The 18,254-nt window shown below is 45.5% G+C and carries 14 protein-coding genes and 1 riboswitch; of the genes, 3 read left to right on the top strand and 11 right to left on the bottom strand.

Annotated features, from left to right (window positions below; translation table 11 throughout):
- Positions 1-368 precede the first annotated feature (368 nt).
- From HF312_20120 to HF312_20085, 8 genes are all read right to left on the bottom strand, one after another.
- Complete coding sequence (locus HF312_20120; GenBank protein MCU7522530.1) at positions 369-1,352, bottom strand: iron ABC transporter permease; 984 nt, start codon at positions 1,350-1,352, stop codon at positions 369-371.
- Positions 1,349-2,335, bottom strand: a complete 987-nt coding sequence (gene obgE / locus HF312_20115) for a GTPase ObgE (GenBank protein MCU7522529.1) — start codon at positions 2,333-2,335, stop codon at positions 1,349-1,351. The genes HF312_20120 and obgE overlap by 4 nt, the downstream gene beginning before the upstream one ends.
- Positions 2,336-2,338: 3 nt before the next feature.
- The gene (locus HF312_20110) at positions 2,339-4,177 is read right to left on the bottom strand and encodes a hypothetical protein (GenBank protein ID MCU7522528.1); all 1,839 of its coding nucleotides are present in this window, start codon (positions 4,175-4,177) and stop codon (positions 2,339-2,341) included.
- Between the two features lie 208 nt (positions 4,178-4,385).
- On the bottom strand, positions 4,386-5,168 hold the full coding sequence (locus HF312_20105) for a succinate dehydrogenase/fumarate reductase iron-sulfur subunit (protein MCU7522527.1): 783 nt from the start codon (positions 5,166-5,168) through the stop codon (positions 4,386-4,388).
- Positions 5,168-7,081: a fumarate reductase/succinate dehydrogenase flavoprotein subunit gene (locus tag HF312_20100; protein ID MCU7522526.1), complete on the bottom strand. Its 1,914-nt coding sequence runs from the start codon at positions 7,079-7,081 to the stop codon at positions 5,168-5,170. Before HF312_20100 ends, HF312_20105 begins: the two co-directional genes overlap by 1 nt.
- Complete coding sequence (locus HF312_20095) at positions 7,081-7,746, bottom strand: succinate dehydrogenase cytochrome b subunit (GenBank protein ID MCU7522525.1); 666 nt, start codon at positions 7,744-7,746, stop codon at positions 7,081-7,083. Before HF312_20095 ends, HF312_20100 begins: the two co-directional genes overlap by 1 nt.
- Positions 7,747-8,092: 346 nt before the next feature.
- A complete protein-coding gene (locus tag HF312_20090) occupies positions 8,093-10,189 on the bottom strand; it encodes a carboxy terminal-processing peptidase (protein ID MCU7522524.1) in 2,097 nt (698 codons plus the stop codon).
- A gap of 177 nt (positions 10,190-10,366) precedes the next feature.
- Positions 10,367-11,668, bottom strand: coding sequence for an HlyC/CorC family transporter (locus HF312_20085; GenBank protein MCU7522523.1), 1,302 nt, complete (start codon positions 11,666-11,668; stop codon positions 10,367-10,369).
- Between the two features lie 269 nt (positions 11,669-11,937).
- Between HF312_20085 and HF312_20080 the strand changes: the two genes are divergently transcribed.
- Positions 11,938-12,291: a ferredoxin family protein gene (locus HF312_20080; GenBank protein MCU7522522.1), complete on the top strand. Its 354-nt coding sequence runs from the start codon at positions 11,938-11,940 to the stop codon at positions 12,289-12,291.
- A 122-nt stretch (positions 12,292-12,413) separates the two neighbouring features.
- Positions 12,414-13,076, top strand: a complete 663-nt coding sequence (locus HF312_20075) for a phospholipase (protein ID MCU7522521.1) — start codon at positions 12,414-12,416, stop codon at positions 13,074-13,076.
- A 119-nt stretch (positions 13,077-13,195) separates the two neighbouring features.
- Here HF312_20075 and HF312_20070 read toward each other — a convergent pair whose 3' ends face one another.
- On the bottom strand, positions 13,196-14,029 hold the full coding sequence (locus tag HF312_20070; protein MCU7522520.1) for a hypothetical protein: 834 nt from the start codon (positions 14,027-14,029) through the stop codon (positions 13,196-13,198).
- A gap of 300 nt (positions 14,030-14,329) precedes the next feature.
- Between HF312_20070 and HF312_20065 the strand changes: the two genes are divergently transcribed.
- Positions 14,330-15,421, top strand: coding sequence for an ATP-grasp domain-containing protein (locus HF312_20065; GenBank protein ID MCU7522519.1), 1,092 nt, complete (start codon positions 14,330-14,332; stop codon positions 15,419-15,421).
- A 32-nt stretch (positions 15,422-15,453) separates the two neighbouring features.
- Here the strand turns inward: HF312_20065 and cobO are convergent, their stop codons facing one another.
- On the bottom strand, positions 15,454-15,987 hold the full coding sequence (cobO, locus tag HF312_20060) for a cob(I)yrinic acid a,c-diamide adenosyltransferase (protein MCU7522518.1): 534 nt from the start codon (positions 15,985-15,987) through the stop codon (positions 15,454-15,456).
- 12 nt (positions 15,988-15,999) lie between these two features.
- Positions 16,000-17,937 carry a TonB-dependent receptor gene (locus tag HF312_20055; GenBank protein ID MCU7522517.1) on the bottom strand — a complete coding sequence of 646 codons (1,938 nt, stop codon included), beginning with the start codon at positions 17,935-17,937 and terminating at the stop codon, positions 16,000-16,002.
- A gap of 137 nt (positions 17,938-18,074) precedes the next feature.
- A riboswitch (cobalamin riboswitch) is annotated at positions 18,075-18,254 on the bottom strand. This riboswitch is flagged as partial in the annotation.

The raw sequence follows: 18,254 nt of genomic DNA, 5'->3' as shown, positions 1-18,254 counted from the left end.
GCGGGGGAGGGATTCGAACCCCCGACACATGGATTATGATTCCATTGCTCTAACCTACTGAGCTACCCCGCCAACAAATAAAATTTCAAGGCTATTAATATAGAGACCAAAAGCCGAAATATCAAGCTTTTTATTACCAAAAGATCGCGATTTACCAGTAAAAATTTTTCCGAACAGGAAAATATTCATTAATTCCCGGGGATTTCAGCCCCAAATTCCCGGACGGAGAATCTGTGGCTAAAGCCACGGGGTTGTTTATTCATTATTCCACGACTCTCCGCGGAGAGTCGTGGCTATTCAAGGGAAAAATGAACCTAAAAGGTCGTGGCTATTCAAGGAAAAATGGTTTTGATTTTGACCACGGAGCGTTACCGGAAACGTTTTCTTAATAAATAGACGAATACCGGGGCACCGATGAAGGCTGTTATGGCTCCTACGGGCAGTTCGGCCGGGGATATGATGCTCCGGGCCAGGGTGTCGGCTACAAGTAAATAAGCCGCACCCACAAAAAATGACGCCGGAATTACAATCCTGTTGTCCGCGCCGAAAATCATCCTGCAGACGTGCGGCACCAGGAGGCCTACAAAACCTATTATGCCGCTTACTGAAACCAGCATACCAACCATCAGGCTTGTCAGAATATAAGTAAAATTCTTAAGTAATGGTGTGTTTATGCCCAAATGACTGGCTGTATCGGATCCCAGGGCCAGAACGTTGAATTTCTGTGAGTTGACCGAAAGAATGAAGGACACTATGACCGATACCGGGAAAATAACCATTGCCGACTTGGGATCAGCCAGTGAAAGCTGTCCCATGAGCCAGAAAACCGCGTTTCTTAAGGAATCCCTCAAGAATGTAGTCATCATTAAGATGGATGCCGAGAAAAACGCACCAACCATTACGCCTGAAAGGAGCATAATATTCGGCTCCAGCTCCCCGAACCTTTTACCCAGGAGAAACACCAGCACAATTACGCTTACGGCGCCTATGAATGCCAGCATCTGCGTGCCTAAAAAGCTAAGTCCCAGCAGAAACGACAGTACCGCACCGAAGGCGGCACCGCTTGAAATGCCAAGTATGTACGGCTCGGCCAGGGGGTTCATTAAAATTGCCTGGTAGACGCTTCCTGAAACGGAAAGCCCCCCGCCTATGGCAATTGCCAGGAGTACACGGGGAAGCCTGACTTCATAGATCACCTGGCGCACAAGGTCGCTTGAAGTCCCGCCGAGGAAAAGACTGTAAAGCTCCTTAAAGGAAACAGGGACTGATCCTATAAGAAGCGCCGATATGCCGAAAGCAAGAGTAACAATAAAAAGAAAGATTATTTTAACAGGATAAAGTCTAATTTTCACGACTTAAGCTCGGCCCATAAATAGTCTTTTAATTCATTAATGCCGTAGCCCGAAGCCGAAGAAAAAATTAAAATGGTGCCGTCGTAATTTTTCAGCTTTTTCTTTTTCAGCTTCTTGAGCTCTTTTTCTTCCAGGAGGTCGGCTTTGGAAAAAGCGACTATTCTTTTCTTGTTGAGTAAAACTTCGCTGTAATTTGCCAGCTCATTTACCAGAGTATTATAATCCTTCTGGTAGTTTTCCGAGGTAATATCAATTAAGAAGAGAAGTATTCCTGTTCTTTCGATGTGCTTTAGGAACTTGATGCCGAGGCCCTTGCCCGTGTGGGCGCCTTCGATAATTCCGGGTATATCGGCAACCACAAAGCTCTGGTAATCCTTATACTGCACAATGCCAAGGTTAGGCTCAAGCGTAGTAAAGGGATAGTCCGCAATTTTAGGTTTTGCCGCAGAAACTACTGAAATCAGCGTGGATTTGCCTGCATTCGGGAAACCTACAAGTCCAACGTCAGCAATGAGTTTAAGCTCCAGGACAATAGCCCGCTGCTCACCCGGTCTTCCGGCCTCCGCGTGGCGCGGGGTCTGGTTTGTTGGAGTTGCAAATTTGCTGTTGCCGCGGCCGCCGATGCCGCCTTTTGCAATAACGACGCTTTTTTCATTCTGATCCAGGTCGGCCAGGACCTCGCCTGTATCCCTGTCCTTAATGATGGTTCCAACCGGGACCTTAATAATAACGTTATCGCCGCTTTTGCCGTCTTTAAGAGAGTTCCCCCCCTTTTCGCCGTTTTCAGCCGAATAGTGCCTTTTGTACCTGAAATCGAGGAGTGTATGGAGGTTATGGTGGGCGCGGACAATTACGTCCCCCCCCCTGCCGCCGTCTCCGCCTGAGGGGCCGCCTTTGGGAACAAACTTTTCCCTTCTGAAAGAGATCTGTCCGGCTCCGCCGTTGCCTGCTTTAATTTCTATTTCTGCGTAGTCTATAAACATATGTTAGTCTTGATTGAAATATTGTTTAATGTTTTTCTTAAATACCTTAGCCCACCTGGATGACAGGTCGATCTTATTTGCCTTCAGGACCGAATCGATCAGTCTTTCAGCGTCGTAAACGTCGCGGGCCTCTGTTATTACATTATAAACAGTACCTGCGAATTTTTCAGGTTTATTTGCAAATAATTCTGAAATAATTTTCTGCTGCTCTCTTTTTGAGAACACTTCCGAGATCACTGTAAATATGCGGCTGAAGGTCTTCCCGCTCTGCGGAGCCTCATCCATGGCCGCGTCTTCCGCTTCTTTTATCTCCAGAGGAGCCTTTTCTTCCTCAATTGATATTTCAGCATCAAAGTTTATAACGGGTTCTGAGATTTCTTCAGCAATGTCATCTACCGCCGGCTTTTCCGCCTTGCGGGCTCCTTTTTTCAACAATTTTGATAAGAAGCCCTGGCTGCCCCCTTCCCTGCTAGTGTCTGCTTTGTCTTCAGCCTCATCTGAGTCAATTGTATCGAGGTCTATTTTATCGATATCGATTCCCTCAAAGATCTCTTCCGGTTTCTCCTCTTCCTGAACCTCAGGAGCAGGAGCGGAAGCTTCAGTTTCAGGCTCCTTAACCTCTTCAAATTCCAGTTCAAAAGGAGTTTTTTCCTCTTCAGGAAATTCCATTACAACACTTTCTTCGGGAGCCTTGTCCTCAACTTTATCTTCTGAGTTTTCCGTAATATCCGGAATTGAAGGCTCTTCCTCAGCCGGCACTTCAAACAGTTCTATGGGTTCCTCTTTTATGGCCGGAGATTCTTCTTCCTTTTCAGGCGCCCCGCTTTCCGGAGCATCCTCCTCTGAGCTGAAGAAAGAGGCCGGAGTCTCCTGTTTAAGTATCCTTTCCAAGTAGTTTCCACCGTTGGGGCGAAAGTTTGGCACCAGAGGTTTCGGCCCTTCGGGCTTTACTTCTGCAGGTTTTGGTTCTGCAGGTTTTACATCTTCAGATTTTACTGCTTCAGTTTTCCGTTCCCGGGGATTTTCTTCAGCCGCTTTGGGAAAGGCCGGTTTCTGTGTCTGCGGCTTCTTTTCCGGCTGTTTTTTCACTTCCTGTGGGAAAAGAACGTTCTGTACTTCAACTATATCGAATAACTGTCTGGTATCGCCCTTAAAGGAGCTATCAAGCTTTGCCACATGCCCCTGGAATTTCTTTTCCTTCAGGTACAGCTTAAACGGGTAAAGCGGAATTCTGCTTTTAATTACGCTTCCGATATTAAAGAACTCGCCTATTGCACGCAGCACGAGGTTAAAAACCCTCGAGGGGTCCGTTCCCAGGATCTCCTGGTCCAATTTATCTATTATAGTTTCAAATTCAGCGCGGCTTATCATCTGAAGGTTTTTCTTCAGAAGATACTTTTCGATAATGGCCTTTATATATTCGTGAAAGTAAACGTAATTTATGATCTGTTTGAGTTCGGAAGTTTTAATAACGTCTTCCTTTTCAAAGATCAGTTTTGTCAGGGCCCACTTAGGCTGGGCGAGATAGTTGACGTTAAAGGAGATCGCGTGGAGGATCAGGTCGTCCACGTATTCAAATGAAAATCTTTTAGATCTCTTTATTTCTTCCCCGATCAGAGAAAAATATTCGGCAATTTTGCTGCCGGAATAATCAAAATTGGAATTACTGAGCAGTCTTTGCCTGTCCTCGTAGATCAGATAGTCCAGCTCAGCTGAAATATACTTTATTATTGCCGGATGAAGGTCGGCAGAAGCCAGTTCCTCATACGTAAAAAAAGAGCCAAGTCGTCTGACTTCATTTATGCTGAAGTCGTAAATGAAATTAATTTCTTTTTCAAACATAATATTACCCTGTTACATGATCTTAAAATTTCGATATCCCCTCAGTACATTATCGAATAATTACGTTATTTTGTGAAATCTGAACAATAAGATATAAATTAAATATTCAAAGTAAAAGAATAAGTTGGGGGTTTGGGATAATTATGCAGTAATAAAAAATCCCGGTCAAATTGGCCGGGATTTTTGAATTTGGCAATCTAAATTTTATTTAGATTATATCTTTACCGTTTTTGTTGTTCGATTTGAGTTTGGCGGCGAAGTATTCGCGGTTCATTACGGCTATGTGCCTTACGGAGATTTCCTTGGGGCATTCAGCTTCGCATGCATATGTGTTGGTACAGCTGCCAAAGCCCATTTCGTCCATTACCTTAACCATAGCTTCCACCCTTTCAAACCTTTCTGTAAGGCCCTGAGGCAGGTGTGCCAGGTGAGAAACCTTGGCTGAGACGAAAAGCATTGCAGATGCATTCTTGCAGGCGGCAACGCATGCTCCGCAGCCTATGCAGGCAGCGGCATCCATTGCAATGTTAGCCATATCCTTAGATATAGCGATTGAGTTAGCATCGGGCACTCCGCCTGTATTAACTGAAACGAAGCCCCCGGCCTGCTGAACCTTCTCCAGTGCCGAACGGTCGACCATAAGGTCTTTTAATACCGGGAAAGCCTTGGCTCTCCAGGGTTCAATTGTAATGGTGTCGCCGTCGTCAAAATTACGCATGTGGAGCTGGCAGGTGGTAGTACCTTTAACCGGTCCGTGAGGCCTTCCATTGATAACCAGTCCGCAGGCTCCGCAAATACCCTCGCGGCAGTCGTGGTCGAAAGCCACAGGGTCCTCATTTTTTCTCTGCAGGTCCTCGTTCAGCACATCGAGCATTTCGAGGAAAGAAGAATCTGTAGAAATATTTGAGACCTTATAAGTAACAAACCTGCCTACGGTAGTCCTGTTAGGCTGACGCCAGATCCTTAAAGTTAAATTTAGATTCTTGCTCATTATTTATAGCTCCTCTGCGTTAATTTCACATTCTCAAAAACAAGGGGCTCTTTGTTCAAAGTCCATTTTCCAACTTCATTGAATTCCCAGGCAGCAACGTAAGTAAAGTTTTCGTCGTCGCGTCTAGCTTCATTTTCTTCTGTCTGGTATTCCTGGCGGAAATGTCCTCCGCAGGATTCATTCCTGTGAAGAGCGTCTGTTGCAATAAGTTCGCCGATTTCGAGGAAATCTGCCACGCGGCCTGCTCTTTCGAGCGTCTGGTTCAGATCGTCGGCCGAACCGGTTACGTTAACGTCTTTCCAGAATTCCTCGCGGAGAGTTTTTATTGCAGTAATAGCTTCATTTAAGCCTTTGGCATTTCTTGCCATTCCAACGTGTTCCCACATGATTTTACCCAGCTCGCGGTGGATTTCATCGACAGTTTTCTTACCCTTGATTGAAAGAAGTTTTTCAACCATGCCTTTGATTGCCTGTTCATCTTTAGCAAATGCGGGGTGATCTGTAGAGACTGCCTGCAGTTTGCTTGTAGCCAGGTAATCGCCGATTGTGTAAGGGATGACGAAATAACCGTCGGCAAGTCCCTGCATGAGTGCGCTTGCGCCCAGGCGGTTTGCACCGTGATCTGAGAAGTTAGCCTCACCCAGGACGAAGCAGCCCGGTACAGTGCTCATGAGGTTATAGTCGACCCAGAGGCCGCCCATTGTGTAATGGATTGCAGGATAAATTCTCATCGGCACCTGATAGGGGTCCTCGTCCGTGATCATCTGATACATCTGGAAGAGGTTGCCGTATTTTTCATCAATTGCCTTTTTGCCGAGGCGCTTAATTGCGTCTGCAAAGTCGAGGTAAACTGCAAGTCCTGTATCACCGACGCCCTTACCCTGGTCGCACTGTTCTTTTGAGTTTCTTGAAGCCACGTCGCGCGGTACAAGGTTTCCAAAAGAGGGGTATTTTCTTTCGAGGAAGTAATCTCTTTCCTCTTCAGGGATCTGGCCTGGTGAACGTTTATCGCCTGCTTTTTTAGGGACCCAAACGCGTCCGTCGTTTCTTAAGCTTTCGCTCATGAGTGTCAGCTTTGACTGATACTCGCCGTGGACCGGGATGCAGGTCGGGTGAATCTGAGTAAAGCAGGGATTTGCGAACATGGCGCCTTTTTTGTGAGCGCGCCAGATTGCCGTACCGTTTGAATTCATGGCATTGGTGGAAAGGAAGTAAGTATTTCCATATCCGCCTGTAGCCAGGATTACGGCATGGGCTGAATATTTTTCGATGTCGCCTGTAATGAGGTTTCTAACGACAATGCCTCTTGCGGCGCCGTCGACAACGACGAGGTCGAGCATTTCGCGTCTGGGGTACATTTTAACCTTACCCAGGCCTATCTGGCGGTTAAGGGCGCTGTAGGCACCAAGGAGGAGCTGCTGCCCCGTTTGGCCCCTGGCATAAAAAGTTCTTGAGACCTGTGCTCCGCCGAAAGAGCGGTTATCCAGGAGTCCGCCGTATTCCCTTGCAAAAGGCACACCCTGAGCCACGCACTGGTCTATAATATTATTGCTTACTTCGGCAAGCCTGTACACGTTTGCCTCGCGGGCACGGTAGTCGCCGCCTTTAATTGTATCGTAGAAGAGGCGGAAAATGCTGTCGCCGTCGTTCTGGTAATTCTTAGCGGCGTTAATTCCGCCCTGAGCAGCGATACTATGAGCGCGGCGGGGGCTGTCCTGGTAGCAGAAAGCCTTGACGTTATAGCCTAATTCGGCCAGAGTAGCTGCGGCAGAAGCGCCGGCAAGCCCGGTGCCGACAACAATAATGTCGTATTTTCTTTTATTAGCCGGGTTAACCAGCTTTAAGTTGAACTTGTGGTTATTCCACTTATCCTGTAAGTTTCCGGCCGGAATTTTGGAATCTAACGTAGCCATTATTTACCTCCCATAAAATAAAAGTAGATCGGAAAAGAAGCGAACCCCAGGCCGATAACCACAGCGTAGATTTTCCCCAAAACAACAATAAGGGTTCTGTATTTAACATGATTCCATCCGAGGCTCTGGAATGCGCTCTGAAAACCGTGATAGAGGTGAAAGAAGAGTAAGAACACAGAAATCAGATATATCACAGCAAAGACCGGATTTGTAAATGCACTTATAACCAGGTCATACATACGCATATCTCCGGTTCTGGCGTAATGATAAACGTACCAGAACTGCTGTATGTGGATGACGAGGAAAAAGAATATAACACTGGCTGAGAGCCACATCGTCCTTGAAGCCAGGGTGGCCTGAGGGTCATCCGGCCTGACGGCATATCTCTGAGGGCGTGCTTTCCAGTTTCCCAGCTGGAGTCTTATACCCTGATAAATATGGAACAAAAATCCGAGCAGCAGTACTACTTCAATTACTCTGATCACCGGTTTAAGGCTTGATTCCGTGAGGGCTTCGACGTAAGTATTGAAAGCGTCTCTGCCGAAATAAAGGAAGCTGTTGCCGAAAAGGTGAACGACCAAATAGATTAGAAGGAAAAATCCTGTTATTGCCATAACATATTTTTTCCCCAGCGAAGAGTTAAATGCTCTTGTAAACCAACCCATTAATTTCCTCCTGTATAACTGTTATTGCCCAGACATCCCAGGGGATGCAGGCAAGGATTGAATGCTTAAAAAAGAAATTATAGAATAAGATAATGTTATATCTAGATAATATCAAAATCAATTGAGGATCTAAAAACAAGAAGGGAAATTCTGCAGTTATTCCGGATAATCGATTGAGATATAGTGACTGTAAAAATAAGTATTTTTATCTTTTTTTCAATGGCTTTCCGGGTAGATTTTGTAAATTTTCTCTTCCCGGGGGCCTTAAGGGGCATTAAATGGGGCATTTTGGGGGGCAAAAAAAAAGGCGGAGCACAATGTTCCGCCTTTTGTTAAACGTTTATTTTTACTTTTTGGCAGTCATGAAGAACATATCTGTCACAATATTAGCCGTTTCCTTTAACAGCGGATCGCTCAGCTTTTCATCCTGAGGGGCAACTTCGCCTTTTTTAAGGAGTTTGAGCCCTTCGGCCTGGCGTCTTTCGTTAATGCTTTTGAGTCTTCTTTCCTCCTGCTCATCCTGTTCTTTCTTGCGTTTTGCCTCATTTAAGGAGACAACCTTCTGTTCGCGGTCCTCTTTAGCTTCCTGGACCTCCTCGAAGAAGTTGCTGAATACAGGATCGGTTTTCATTCTCTGCTCGTGGCGCTTATTGAGTTCAGGAATAATGTTCCCGAGCTTGGTATAAAGCTCGTAGTGGCTGGGTGCAATCCTGTCCCACGGAAGGGCGCTAGGTTCAGAGCTTTCGCCATAATCCGAAGTATCAATAAGCGACGGAAACTTAACGTCGGGGATAACGCCTTTTCTCTGGGTGCTGCCGCCGTCAATACGGTAGAACTTTGCAATTGTAACTTTCAGCTGACCGTATTTAATGCCCGGGTCTTTCGGGAAGCGGTTAAGGTCGATCAGGTTCTGGACCGTTCCTTTGCCGTAGGTCTGTTCGCCCACAATTACGCCGCGCTTATAGTCCTGAATTGCACCGGCAAAGATCTCGGAAGCCGAGGCGCTGGAGCGGTTAACGAGTACTGCAAGCGGGCCGTCATAAAATACGTCGCTGTCCTGGTCAGTGCCCACTTCAACTGATCCGTCGGCGTTGCGCACCTGGACAACGGGGCCGTCTTTAATAAAGAGTCCTGTAAGGTCAATTGCCTCCTGGAGGGATCCGCCGCCGTTATTTCTTAAATCGAGGACCACTCCGTCAACTTTTTCATCCTTGAGTTCTTTAAGGAGCTTTTTGACGTCCTTGGTTGTACTTTTATAATCTTTTTCACCTCTTGCCTGCGCCTGATAATCGAAGTAGAAGGCAGGGAGCGTAATGACGCCTACTTTATACGGGGCGCCGTCTCTGTTAACGTTAATAACGTCTTTCTTAGCCGCCTGTTCTTCGAGCTTAACCTTATCGCGCACAATCCTGATCTCCTTAGGCTTGGCGTTAACTCCCGCGTCAGCCTGCAGGATCTGCAGCCTTACCAGTGTGCCCTTGGGTCCGCGTATAAGCTTTACAACGTCGTCGAGGCTTTTGTTTATGACGTCAACCATTTCCCCGTCCTCGCCCTGAGCGACGCCTACAATTTTGTCGTTTACCTTCAGGAGCTTGCTCTTATAGGCCGGGCCGCCGGGAATTACCTCGGCAACTTTTGTATATTCATCCTCGCTCATTAAGGATGCGCCAATGCCCTCAAGTGAAAGGCTCATCTGCATGTTGAAATTTTCTGAAGTTATGGGCGACAGATAATTTGTATGAGGGTCGATGGACTCTGTAAACTGGTTCATAAAGAGCTGGAAGACGTCTTCACTTTTATACTGCTGAATTCTTCTTTCCATGTTGCTGTAACGTTTTTCCAGGGTCTCAGCTATTTTCGGCCAGTCCTTGTCCTTTAATTTCTCTCTTAAGGCCTCGTCTTTAAGTCTTTTTCTCCAGAGCTCGTCAAGTTCACTTTTATCCTTAGCCCAGGGAGCGTCTTTTCTCTCGGGAGTATAGCTTTCGTCTTTTGTAAAATCGAATTCCTTCCGGAGGGCGTTATGGATATACTCCTGGCGGTCCTTCATGCGCTGTACAAAAAGGTTAAATATATCGTAAGCCGGTTTGAGCTGGCCCTTATTTAAGGCGTCATCGAGTTCATAGCGGTATTTTTCGAAACCCGCGACGTCGGAGGCCAGGAAATAGAGCTTGTTGTAGTCAAGTGTTTTTATATAACGGTCAAGTATTTTAGATGACAATGAATCATTAACATCCGTCTTCTTGTAATGGTATCTTGAAAGGAGCACCATGATGAGGTGGTCTTCCTTTTCAAAATAATTTTCCGGAGCAAGTACACCTTCGGCATTAGTGCCCGAAGAAGCCTGATCTTTTTTCGGGGGCTGTGCCTCGGTAACGTTCTGTGCAGAAATAAAATTACTTAAGTTAAAAATTAACAGAAGTAATAAGATCTGAAGTTTTTTCATAAAATTTTCCAATTAAGTTTCCGTTATTATAACAACATGAATAATAAATAGTTTCAAAATATATAATATTTGGCGGGTTTTTCCATCTTAATAATAACAAAGATTTCAGCCAAAGAGTTTGATTATTAATACAATATAACAATAAAGTTTCAGCAATCTACCTTATTTAGACGTTTTTCAGGGCTTTTTTGCGCCTGTTACAAGCACTTTATCAATTCTGTTGCCGTCCATGTCCAGTATTTCAAAGTTAAGGCCTGCGCTTTCGAGTTTTTCCCCTTCTTTTGGGATCTTTTCCATTTTAAGGAGAATGAAGCCTCCTATTGTCTGGAAGTCCTCGGTTTCCTCGCCGGGGAGTGTTTCGAGCTTAAAGACCCTTTTGAACTCGTCTACGGGGATCATACCGTCAACAAGCCAGGAGCCGTCATCTCTTCTTTTCGCATACGGCTCGGCGTGGTCCTGCATAGAGAGTTCCCCCAGGACCTCCTCAACGAGGTCGGTTATTGTAATGAGCCCTTCAACGCCGCCATATTCATCTATAACAATTGCGATGGACTTTCCCGATTCCTTAAAGCGGTCCAGGAGCTTCAGTGCCCTTGTACCCTCAGGAATAAAGAGCGGCTCCTGAAGGTGAGTATGGATATCGTACTGTTTTCCCTGCACGTGGAAATAATAAAGCTCCTTTATGCTTATAACACCTTTCAGGTTATCCAGGTTCTCATCGCAGACGGGGAAATGTGAAAAATGCGATTCAAGTATAATTTTTTTATTTTCTTCGCTCGGAGCATTAATATCCAGCCACACAATTTTCGTCCTCGGCGTCATAACGGCCTCAACCCTTTTATCCCCGAGGCGGAAGACCGATTCAAGGATATCCTGTTCGGCCTTTTCAATTACGCCGGCTTTATTCCCCTGGCGGATGAGCATCCTGATCTCATCTTCCGTAACGTTAGGTTCCGAAGGAGGCCTGAGGTTCAGGAGTTTCAGCACAAAGTCGGTAGAATGGCTTAAGAGTGCAACAATGGGTGTTCCGACTCTTGAAAGTGTTTTCATCCAGCCGGAGACTTTAAGTGCAATTTTTTCAGGATTATTCATCCCTATTCTTTTCGGGACGAGCTCTCCGATGACAAGTGTAACATAGGTAATTGCGGCTACAACCAGCGTATAGCCCAGGATATCGGCATATTGCCCGATGAAAGGGACAGTGCTTAAAACATAGGACAGCTTTTTGCCAAGCGTGGCGCCGCTGACAGCGCCGGTAATTACGCTTATGGTTGTAACGCCTACCTGGACCGTGGAAAGAAATTTGCTTGGAGAATTTGCCAGGTCGAGCGCTGTTCTGGACTTCTGGTTCCCTTTTCTGGCCAGATTTTCCAGTCTTGCTTTCCGTGAAGAGACCACGGCAATTTCCGACATGGCAAAAAGACCATTTGCAATAATTAATATTAGAATTATTATTAATTCTAACGTCACGTTATCCATAGTTTATCCATAAGTTCAAAAGTGTACCCCTTTTCATACAAGATAGGTTTATCAGTCAGAAGTTGCAAGGAGGATAAACGTCCAACGTCCGAAGTCCGACGGAAAACAGGTTTGGCTTTTTCCGTCGGACGTAGGACGTCGGACCTTCCCCCTAAATAAATGCCTTTTTTATGGAGGGGAAGTGTAAATATCAGCCTTGATATTTAATTCAATAATAAATAGAATAGAGAAAAAGAAAATAATATCAGCAGGTCTATAGGAGGAAGTATATGCCCTGGGTAATAACACGGCTATGTGCTGATTGTCAGGATACAGCCTGCGTAAAAGTCTGTCCGGTGGACTGCATTTACGGTCTGACTGTAGAGGACCCGAACTACCGCAGGCAGCTTTTTATACACCCTGATGAATGCATCAACTGTTCTGCATGTGAACCCGAATGCCCCTGGGGAGCAATTTTTGAGGATTCTGAAGTTCCTGAAATTTTCAAGGAAGACAGTGAAATAAACGCAAACATCTTTAAGGATCATCCATCTCAGGATTTTACAACAACACCGGAGCCGATCAGAGAGAATCCGACGCCGCAGGAAATTGAAGAAAATAAAAGAAAGTGGGGCTATATCTGATTCAGTGAGTATTTTTTAGATAAATTCAGGATAAAATAGTACGTTGTAGTCGTATTTTACCTTACTGCTTATTAAATAATGTTCAATCACAGTTTTCAATAACGTTTATTCAGGGTACCTATATGACAGAATGCAGCATAAGAGTAAACAAGACTGCCAGATACTTTGTCTTAGGTGAAGTAACAGGTCAGATTAACCAGGTATGGTTTGTATGTCATGGATACGGTCAGTTGGCCTCTCATTTCCTGAAGCACTTTTCAAAGCTGAATGACGGCACAAGACTTATTGTTGCCCCTGAAGGATTATCCCGTTTTTATTTAAGCGGAACAAGCGGAAAGATCGGCGCTTCCTGGATGACAAGCGAGGACAGGCTTAATGAAATAAGTGACTACATAGGCTACCTGAATGCCATTTATAATGAAATTTTCTCTACTGTTCAAAGGGATTCAGCAGAAGTTTTTCTGCTCGGCTTTTCGCAGGGCACCGCAACAGCATCGCGCTGGTTTAATAATGGTAAAATTGAAATTGACGACCTGATACTCTGGGGAGGCCACCTGCCGCCCGAGATCAATCTTGAAAACCCGATGTACAGGAAGGCCAAGCTGTCGCTTGTATACGGGACCGGGGATGAATACCTGAAACCGGCATACTACAGCATGGATGAAATGAGGCTTCAGGCACACCAGATACAGTATCAGGTTATTTCATTTGAAGGAGGGCACTGGATTAAGCCGGACGTGCTAATAAAACTCTCAACAACGGAAATGGCAAAAGAGCTGAAATAGCAAAGAGCTTAAAAAAAAGCAATAAGGCGCGCGCCGGTCAAAGGCGCGCGTTTTTGTTTCTATTTTTTTGTCCCCGTATATATAAGGCCTTAAAGCCGCACGGGCAGTATAATAACCCTTTAGTAAATAGCATCCATACCGTACTTGCCGCATGCGTACATCATAAGAAGTGATGTAAAATCTATAAGCGCCCGTTTCTCGTCCTCATGATAAATCACAAGGTCGTAGACTTCAGCCACGAACTGGAAATTCTGCAGTATCTTTTCAAGTTCTTTATAGTTCGGCGTGCCATGCCAGAAGGCCACTTTTTTTATTAGGGGATTTCTGTGGCGGCGCAGGAACTCATTTACAGAAATTATATTGTACGAGTTCGGAGTCCTGGGGCGGCAAATATTAATGAGGTCATTAAAATAGGTATCCCATTTTTTGGCCAGGTTTTCATTTTTCTTATACATTACGTGGCGGGCCTTTTCCAAAGTAAAAAGGGCCTTGGTTGCAACCTTGAACTGAGGCAGCAGTGAATAGCCATCGTAGCTGGGGCATCCTTCCTCGTCAACATACTTCCACTTTCGAAGGAGCTGTTTCGGGGTCATTATGGCAATAACCCTTTCGAGCCCGCTGTCCACAATTATATATCTTTCTTTCTGGTATCCGAGCACGGTAAGCCAGTGCCCCCAGTTATTAACGCTGAGTATGCAGGGGAGCCCTTTTTTCAGTTCCCTGTCCAATAGGTCCAGCGCAATTGCCGGGTCTTCGGAACGGAAGTAATTCATGCGGCAGTGAAATTTTTTAGCCGCTCTTGCGAGCCCGATTTCATCTGTTCCTGCCCACCAGGTGCTGCCGGCGCTCTTTGCAATGGAATTTTCATTCTTGAAGATTCCGAGCATCACAAGAGCGTATTTAAGTGCGAATGGTCCGCAATAATATTTATTTGGCTGAGGATAAAAACTCATTTCTTAAAGCAAATCCCGAGAAAATATTTGGAATTGACGGTTAAAATAAAATTTATTTATTGAATTCTGATACGGGAAATTTCACCCTGGATTCAAAAAACACCCTGTGAAATTAGAGAATTATACTTTACCGGAAAATGCCAAAATTAATAAATAGCAAAATGGAATTTCTTCATTCCGGCTGGCTGGTTGTAATTAAAGTTAAAACTATTTTGCAAATATGCCAAATTCTTTTTAGCCAAAGTCTTTGCGTGGAATAAGATATTTTTTTTATATTCTTTTCCAAAATATTGGAATAACATGAAAGTAGCCGTTGTATACAATATATCTCATGCTGACCTGGCTCATTACGAAAAAATGGCCACCCCTTCGGTAGAGATCAATTTTGAACCGTACTTTGATATTGAGCATTCCAGCCCGCTTGACGGGTATCATTCAATTACGCGCGCCCTTTGCGAGGCGGGCTTTGACGCTTACAGCCTGAATATATTTGACGACTACAATACTTTCCTTTCCGACTACAGGCAGAACCGTCCCGACGTTATTTTTAACATGGTTGAATATTACAACGACAAGCCGACGCTTGAGATGAATTTTGCGTGCCTGCTTCAGATGATGGATATTCCTTATACCGGCGCACCCCCGATGGCTCTTGCAACGTGCCAGAGGAAAATTCTGGCAAAAAGCATACTGTCCTCCATGGGAATAAATACTCCAAAGTTCCGCGTCGTTTCGTGCCAGGAGGAAGCACGGGGCCTGGGCCTCCGCTATCCGCTGATTGTAAAACCTTCGCAGGAGGACGCAAGCCTCGGCATAGAGGATGAATCGGTTGTAGGCAATGAGGGGCAGCTTCTTGAGCGCGTTCAGTATGTACTTGAGCGTTTTAACCAGAAAGTTTTAATTGAAGAGTATATTGACGGGCGCGAGCTGAATGTAGCCGTAATGGGCGACCGCTTTCCGAGGGTGCTGCCTATAAGTGAAATTGATTTTTCAAATATGCCGCCTCACCTTAATAACATTGTAAGCTACCAGGCCAAGTGGGATCCTTATCATGAGGCATACCATATGGCAAGAGCTATCTGCCCTTCTCTTCTGCCTGCTGAGGTAGAGCTGGATGCAAAGGAGCTTGCGCTTAAAGCCTTCAAGGCCCTGGGAGCAAGGGATTATGCAAGGGTGGATATGCGCCTGGCAAAAAATAACGAGCTCTTTGTGCTTGAAATAAATCCAAACCCTGATCTGACGGAAGACGCCGGTTTCATGCGCTCTTCAAAGGCTGCGGGCTATTCGTTCAGAAGGACGCTTAAAAGAATAGTTGAAATGGCCTGGGCAAGGAGGGTCAAATGCCCGAAGGAAAATTTTCAGAAGCCGGATCTGGAGTTAACGGTTAAATAGTTCCGCACCGGGGGGATAGCTTTTAGCTGACCTCAGCATTCAATTCCTTTTCTTGAGGTAATGCCTTTCCGGTAGTAGTGCTTTATTTCACGCATATCTGTAACCAGGTCGGCCATGTCCAGTATTTCCTCCGGGCAGTAGCGGCCTGTAAGAATGAGCTCCACATTTTCCGGCTTCATACTGAGCAGTGGCATTACGTCATCCAGGTTCAGAAGGCCGAAATAAAAGCATACGCAGATTTCATCCAGAATTACAAGGTCGTATTCCCCGCTTAGGAGCGCATCCTGGGCTCTTTTAAGACCTCTTTGAATTTCTTCTTTCTCCTTATCTTCAGGCGGCCTTTTCTCAAGGACAAAAGTGTCGTTTCCGTACTGCTCAATTGTAATAAGGGGCTCAAGGCTCTTAAGAGCCCTGAGCTCACCGTACGGGAAATCCTTCATGAACTGGATTATAAGGCTTTTCATTCCGCTGCCCGAGCTTCTTATGGCCTGCCCGAGTGCAGCTGTTGTTTTCCCCTTGCCGTTTCCGGTATAAACCTGAATAAAACCTTTCTTTAATCCGCTCATGATGATGCCTCTTTATTCAAAATTAAGTTTGAGTCCCACATATGCCGAACGGCCCGGAGTGCCGTAGAAAAGCACCTCTTCGTACTTTGCATTAAGGAGGTTATCCACGCGTCCAAAGACCCTGAGCATAGGAGTAATGCTGTAAGAAGCCGCAAGGTTAACAAGAGTGTAGCTTTTTAAGGGGACCCTTGTAAAGGCCGTAAAATCCTTGTCCTCGCGTTCACCGATATTAAGCACTTCCAGGTTCAGCTTTGCGCTGCTGAATTCATAACCCGCGTTTAAGCCTAACTTGTTCTTAGGCCTTCTTAAAAGCTGCATGCCGTTTTCCAGGCTCTCAGGACTTTTATCCTGGCTTTCGGTATAGGAATAGTTGAAGCCGAAGTTAAAGTTATAAATTGAAGACGCATTAAGGAACACCTCCCAGCCCTTGGCTTCGGCCTTTGCTATATTAATTGTCTTAAAAGAATTGTCATATCCAATCAGGTCAGAAAAAGTATTGTTAAAGTATGTAAGGCCTGCTGTAACCTTGTTGTTTAAGAGGTACTGCTCAAAGCCCACGTCGAAGCCCTTGCTTTTTTCCGGCTTGAGTGAAGGGTTGCCGAACGACGGGTCGTAAAGGTAGTATAACGACGGGCTCTTAAAGCCTGTAGCATATGTAGCCTTCAGCTTTGTTGCGGTTGCATTGATAAAATATGCCGGGGCAATGCGGTAAGTTACAACCGAGCCGAACTTTTCATGATAGTCGTATCTTGCGCCAAGGCTCATAAAAAGGGCATCCTGAAGGTTCAACTGCTGCTCCAAATACACGCCCGAGGTATTCAGCATTTTGCTGGATAAAGCTGAAGAAAAAGGTCCCCACTCGGAGGCGGAATTATATTCCGTATTGGCCTTTTCAAAACCGCTTTCAAAGCCAAAGACCATTATGTTTTTCTCATAAAGCTTTATCTCGTTCTGCCAGTCGAGCTTAATTCTCGTTCCGTTGAAATAAGCCACGGAAGAGGTCAGGGGCCTCATGCCGTCAGGATCATCAATAGCGTGGCTTATGTGCCTCATAACAGAAGCCGAAAGGGTCTGCTTCCATTTTCCCTCAAAGCTTAAAAGGCTGCCCGAGGTTTTGAACAGGCTTTCTTCAAGGTTATACGTGAAGTTCGGGTCATCGCCTTTCATTTCATTCTGGTCCAGGCCGGTTTTGGCCTTAGTGTAGTTAAACATAAAGTCCAGGCTCAGGTTATCCGTCAGCTTCAGTCCCACGCGCGAGAATAAGGAATTATTAAGGTTGCCGTCTTTTTCGCTGTTGCCGTACTTTTCATCGGCCGAAGAAAAGCCTTTTGTATCGTAGCGTGAGTAGCCGAGGCTATAGTCTATAATGCCCAAGCTGCCGTTTAAGGAAGCGTTTCCTTTATACGTGTCGTATGAGCCTCCTTCAAGTGAAAGAGAGTAGCGGGGTTTTCCGCTTCCCTTTTTTGTGAATATGCTGATAACGCCCGCCATAGCCTCAGATCCGTAGAGTGTGCTCTGTGGTCCGCGCAGAACCTCCACCCTTTCAATATTATCCAGCGGGAAGTTCGACATGTCGTATGAGTTGCTTAAAGAGCTGGGGTCGTTAACGGCAACCCCGTCAATTAAGAAGAGAGTCTGTTCAGCATTTGCGCCTCTCATAAATACGCTGGAGAGCCCGCCGGGTCCGCCCTGGCGCACGACGCTAAGTCCAGGCACGTTGCCTAAAATTTCGGGCAGAGAAATCTTCTGGCTTCTTTTAATTTCATCTTCCCCGATAACCGTAACCGAGCTTGCGGTTTCCTTAATTGGTGTAGCGGTTCTGTTGGCCGTAACGACCACACCGCTCAGGCTGTATGTTTTGAGGGAATCGGGGTTTTCCGAAGCCCGCAGTGTATTACTGACAAGCACAGAAAAAAGTGCCAGAAGAAAACTAATGGTAAACTTATGCATAAGAGTTACTCCTTTTTAAGAAATAGCATTAAAAGTTGTAACCTTGCGTGGAAAGAGAAAAGAAACCATGTAATACGGCTAATAGAATAAGGTATGTTAACACAGTTGTTCATTATCTCACCTTGGCCCACGAAGGCAGATTAATTAGCTGTTACGGCAGGTCTCCTGGCTTAGGCCACATACAGCACCTTCCCGGTTAAAGACTTTGAAAAGGGGATTTTCAAAATCAGAAAAACAGTGGCATATTGCTGTATGTTCGCGCCAATTACAGTTGCGGGGCAGCACCGGATTTTCACCGGTTTCCCTATTCTTCCCGA

Source organism: Ignavibacteria bacterium, assembly GCA_025612375.1.
Taxonomy (GTDB): domain Bacteria; phylum Bacteroidota; class Ignavibacteria; order Ignavibacteriales; family SURF-24; genus JAAXKN01.
This window is presented reverse-complemented; position numbering and strand designations above follow the sequence as displayed.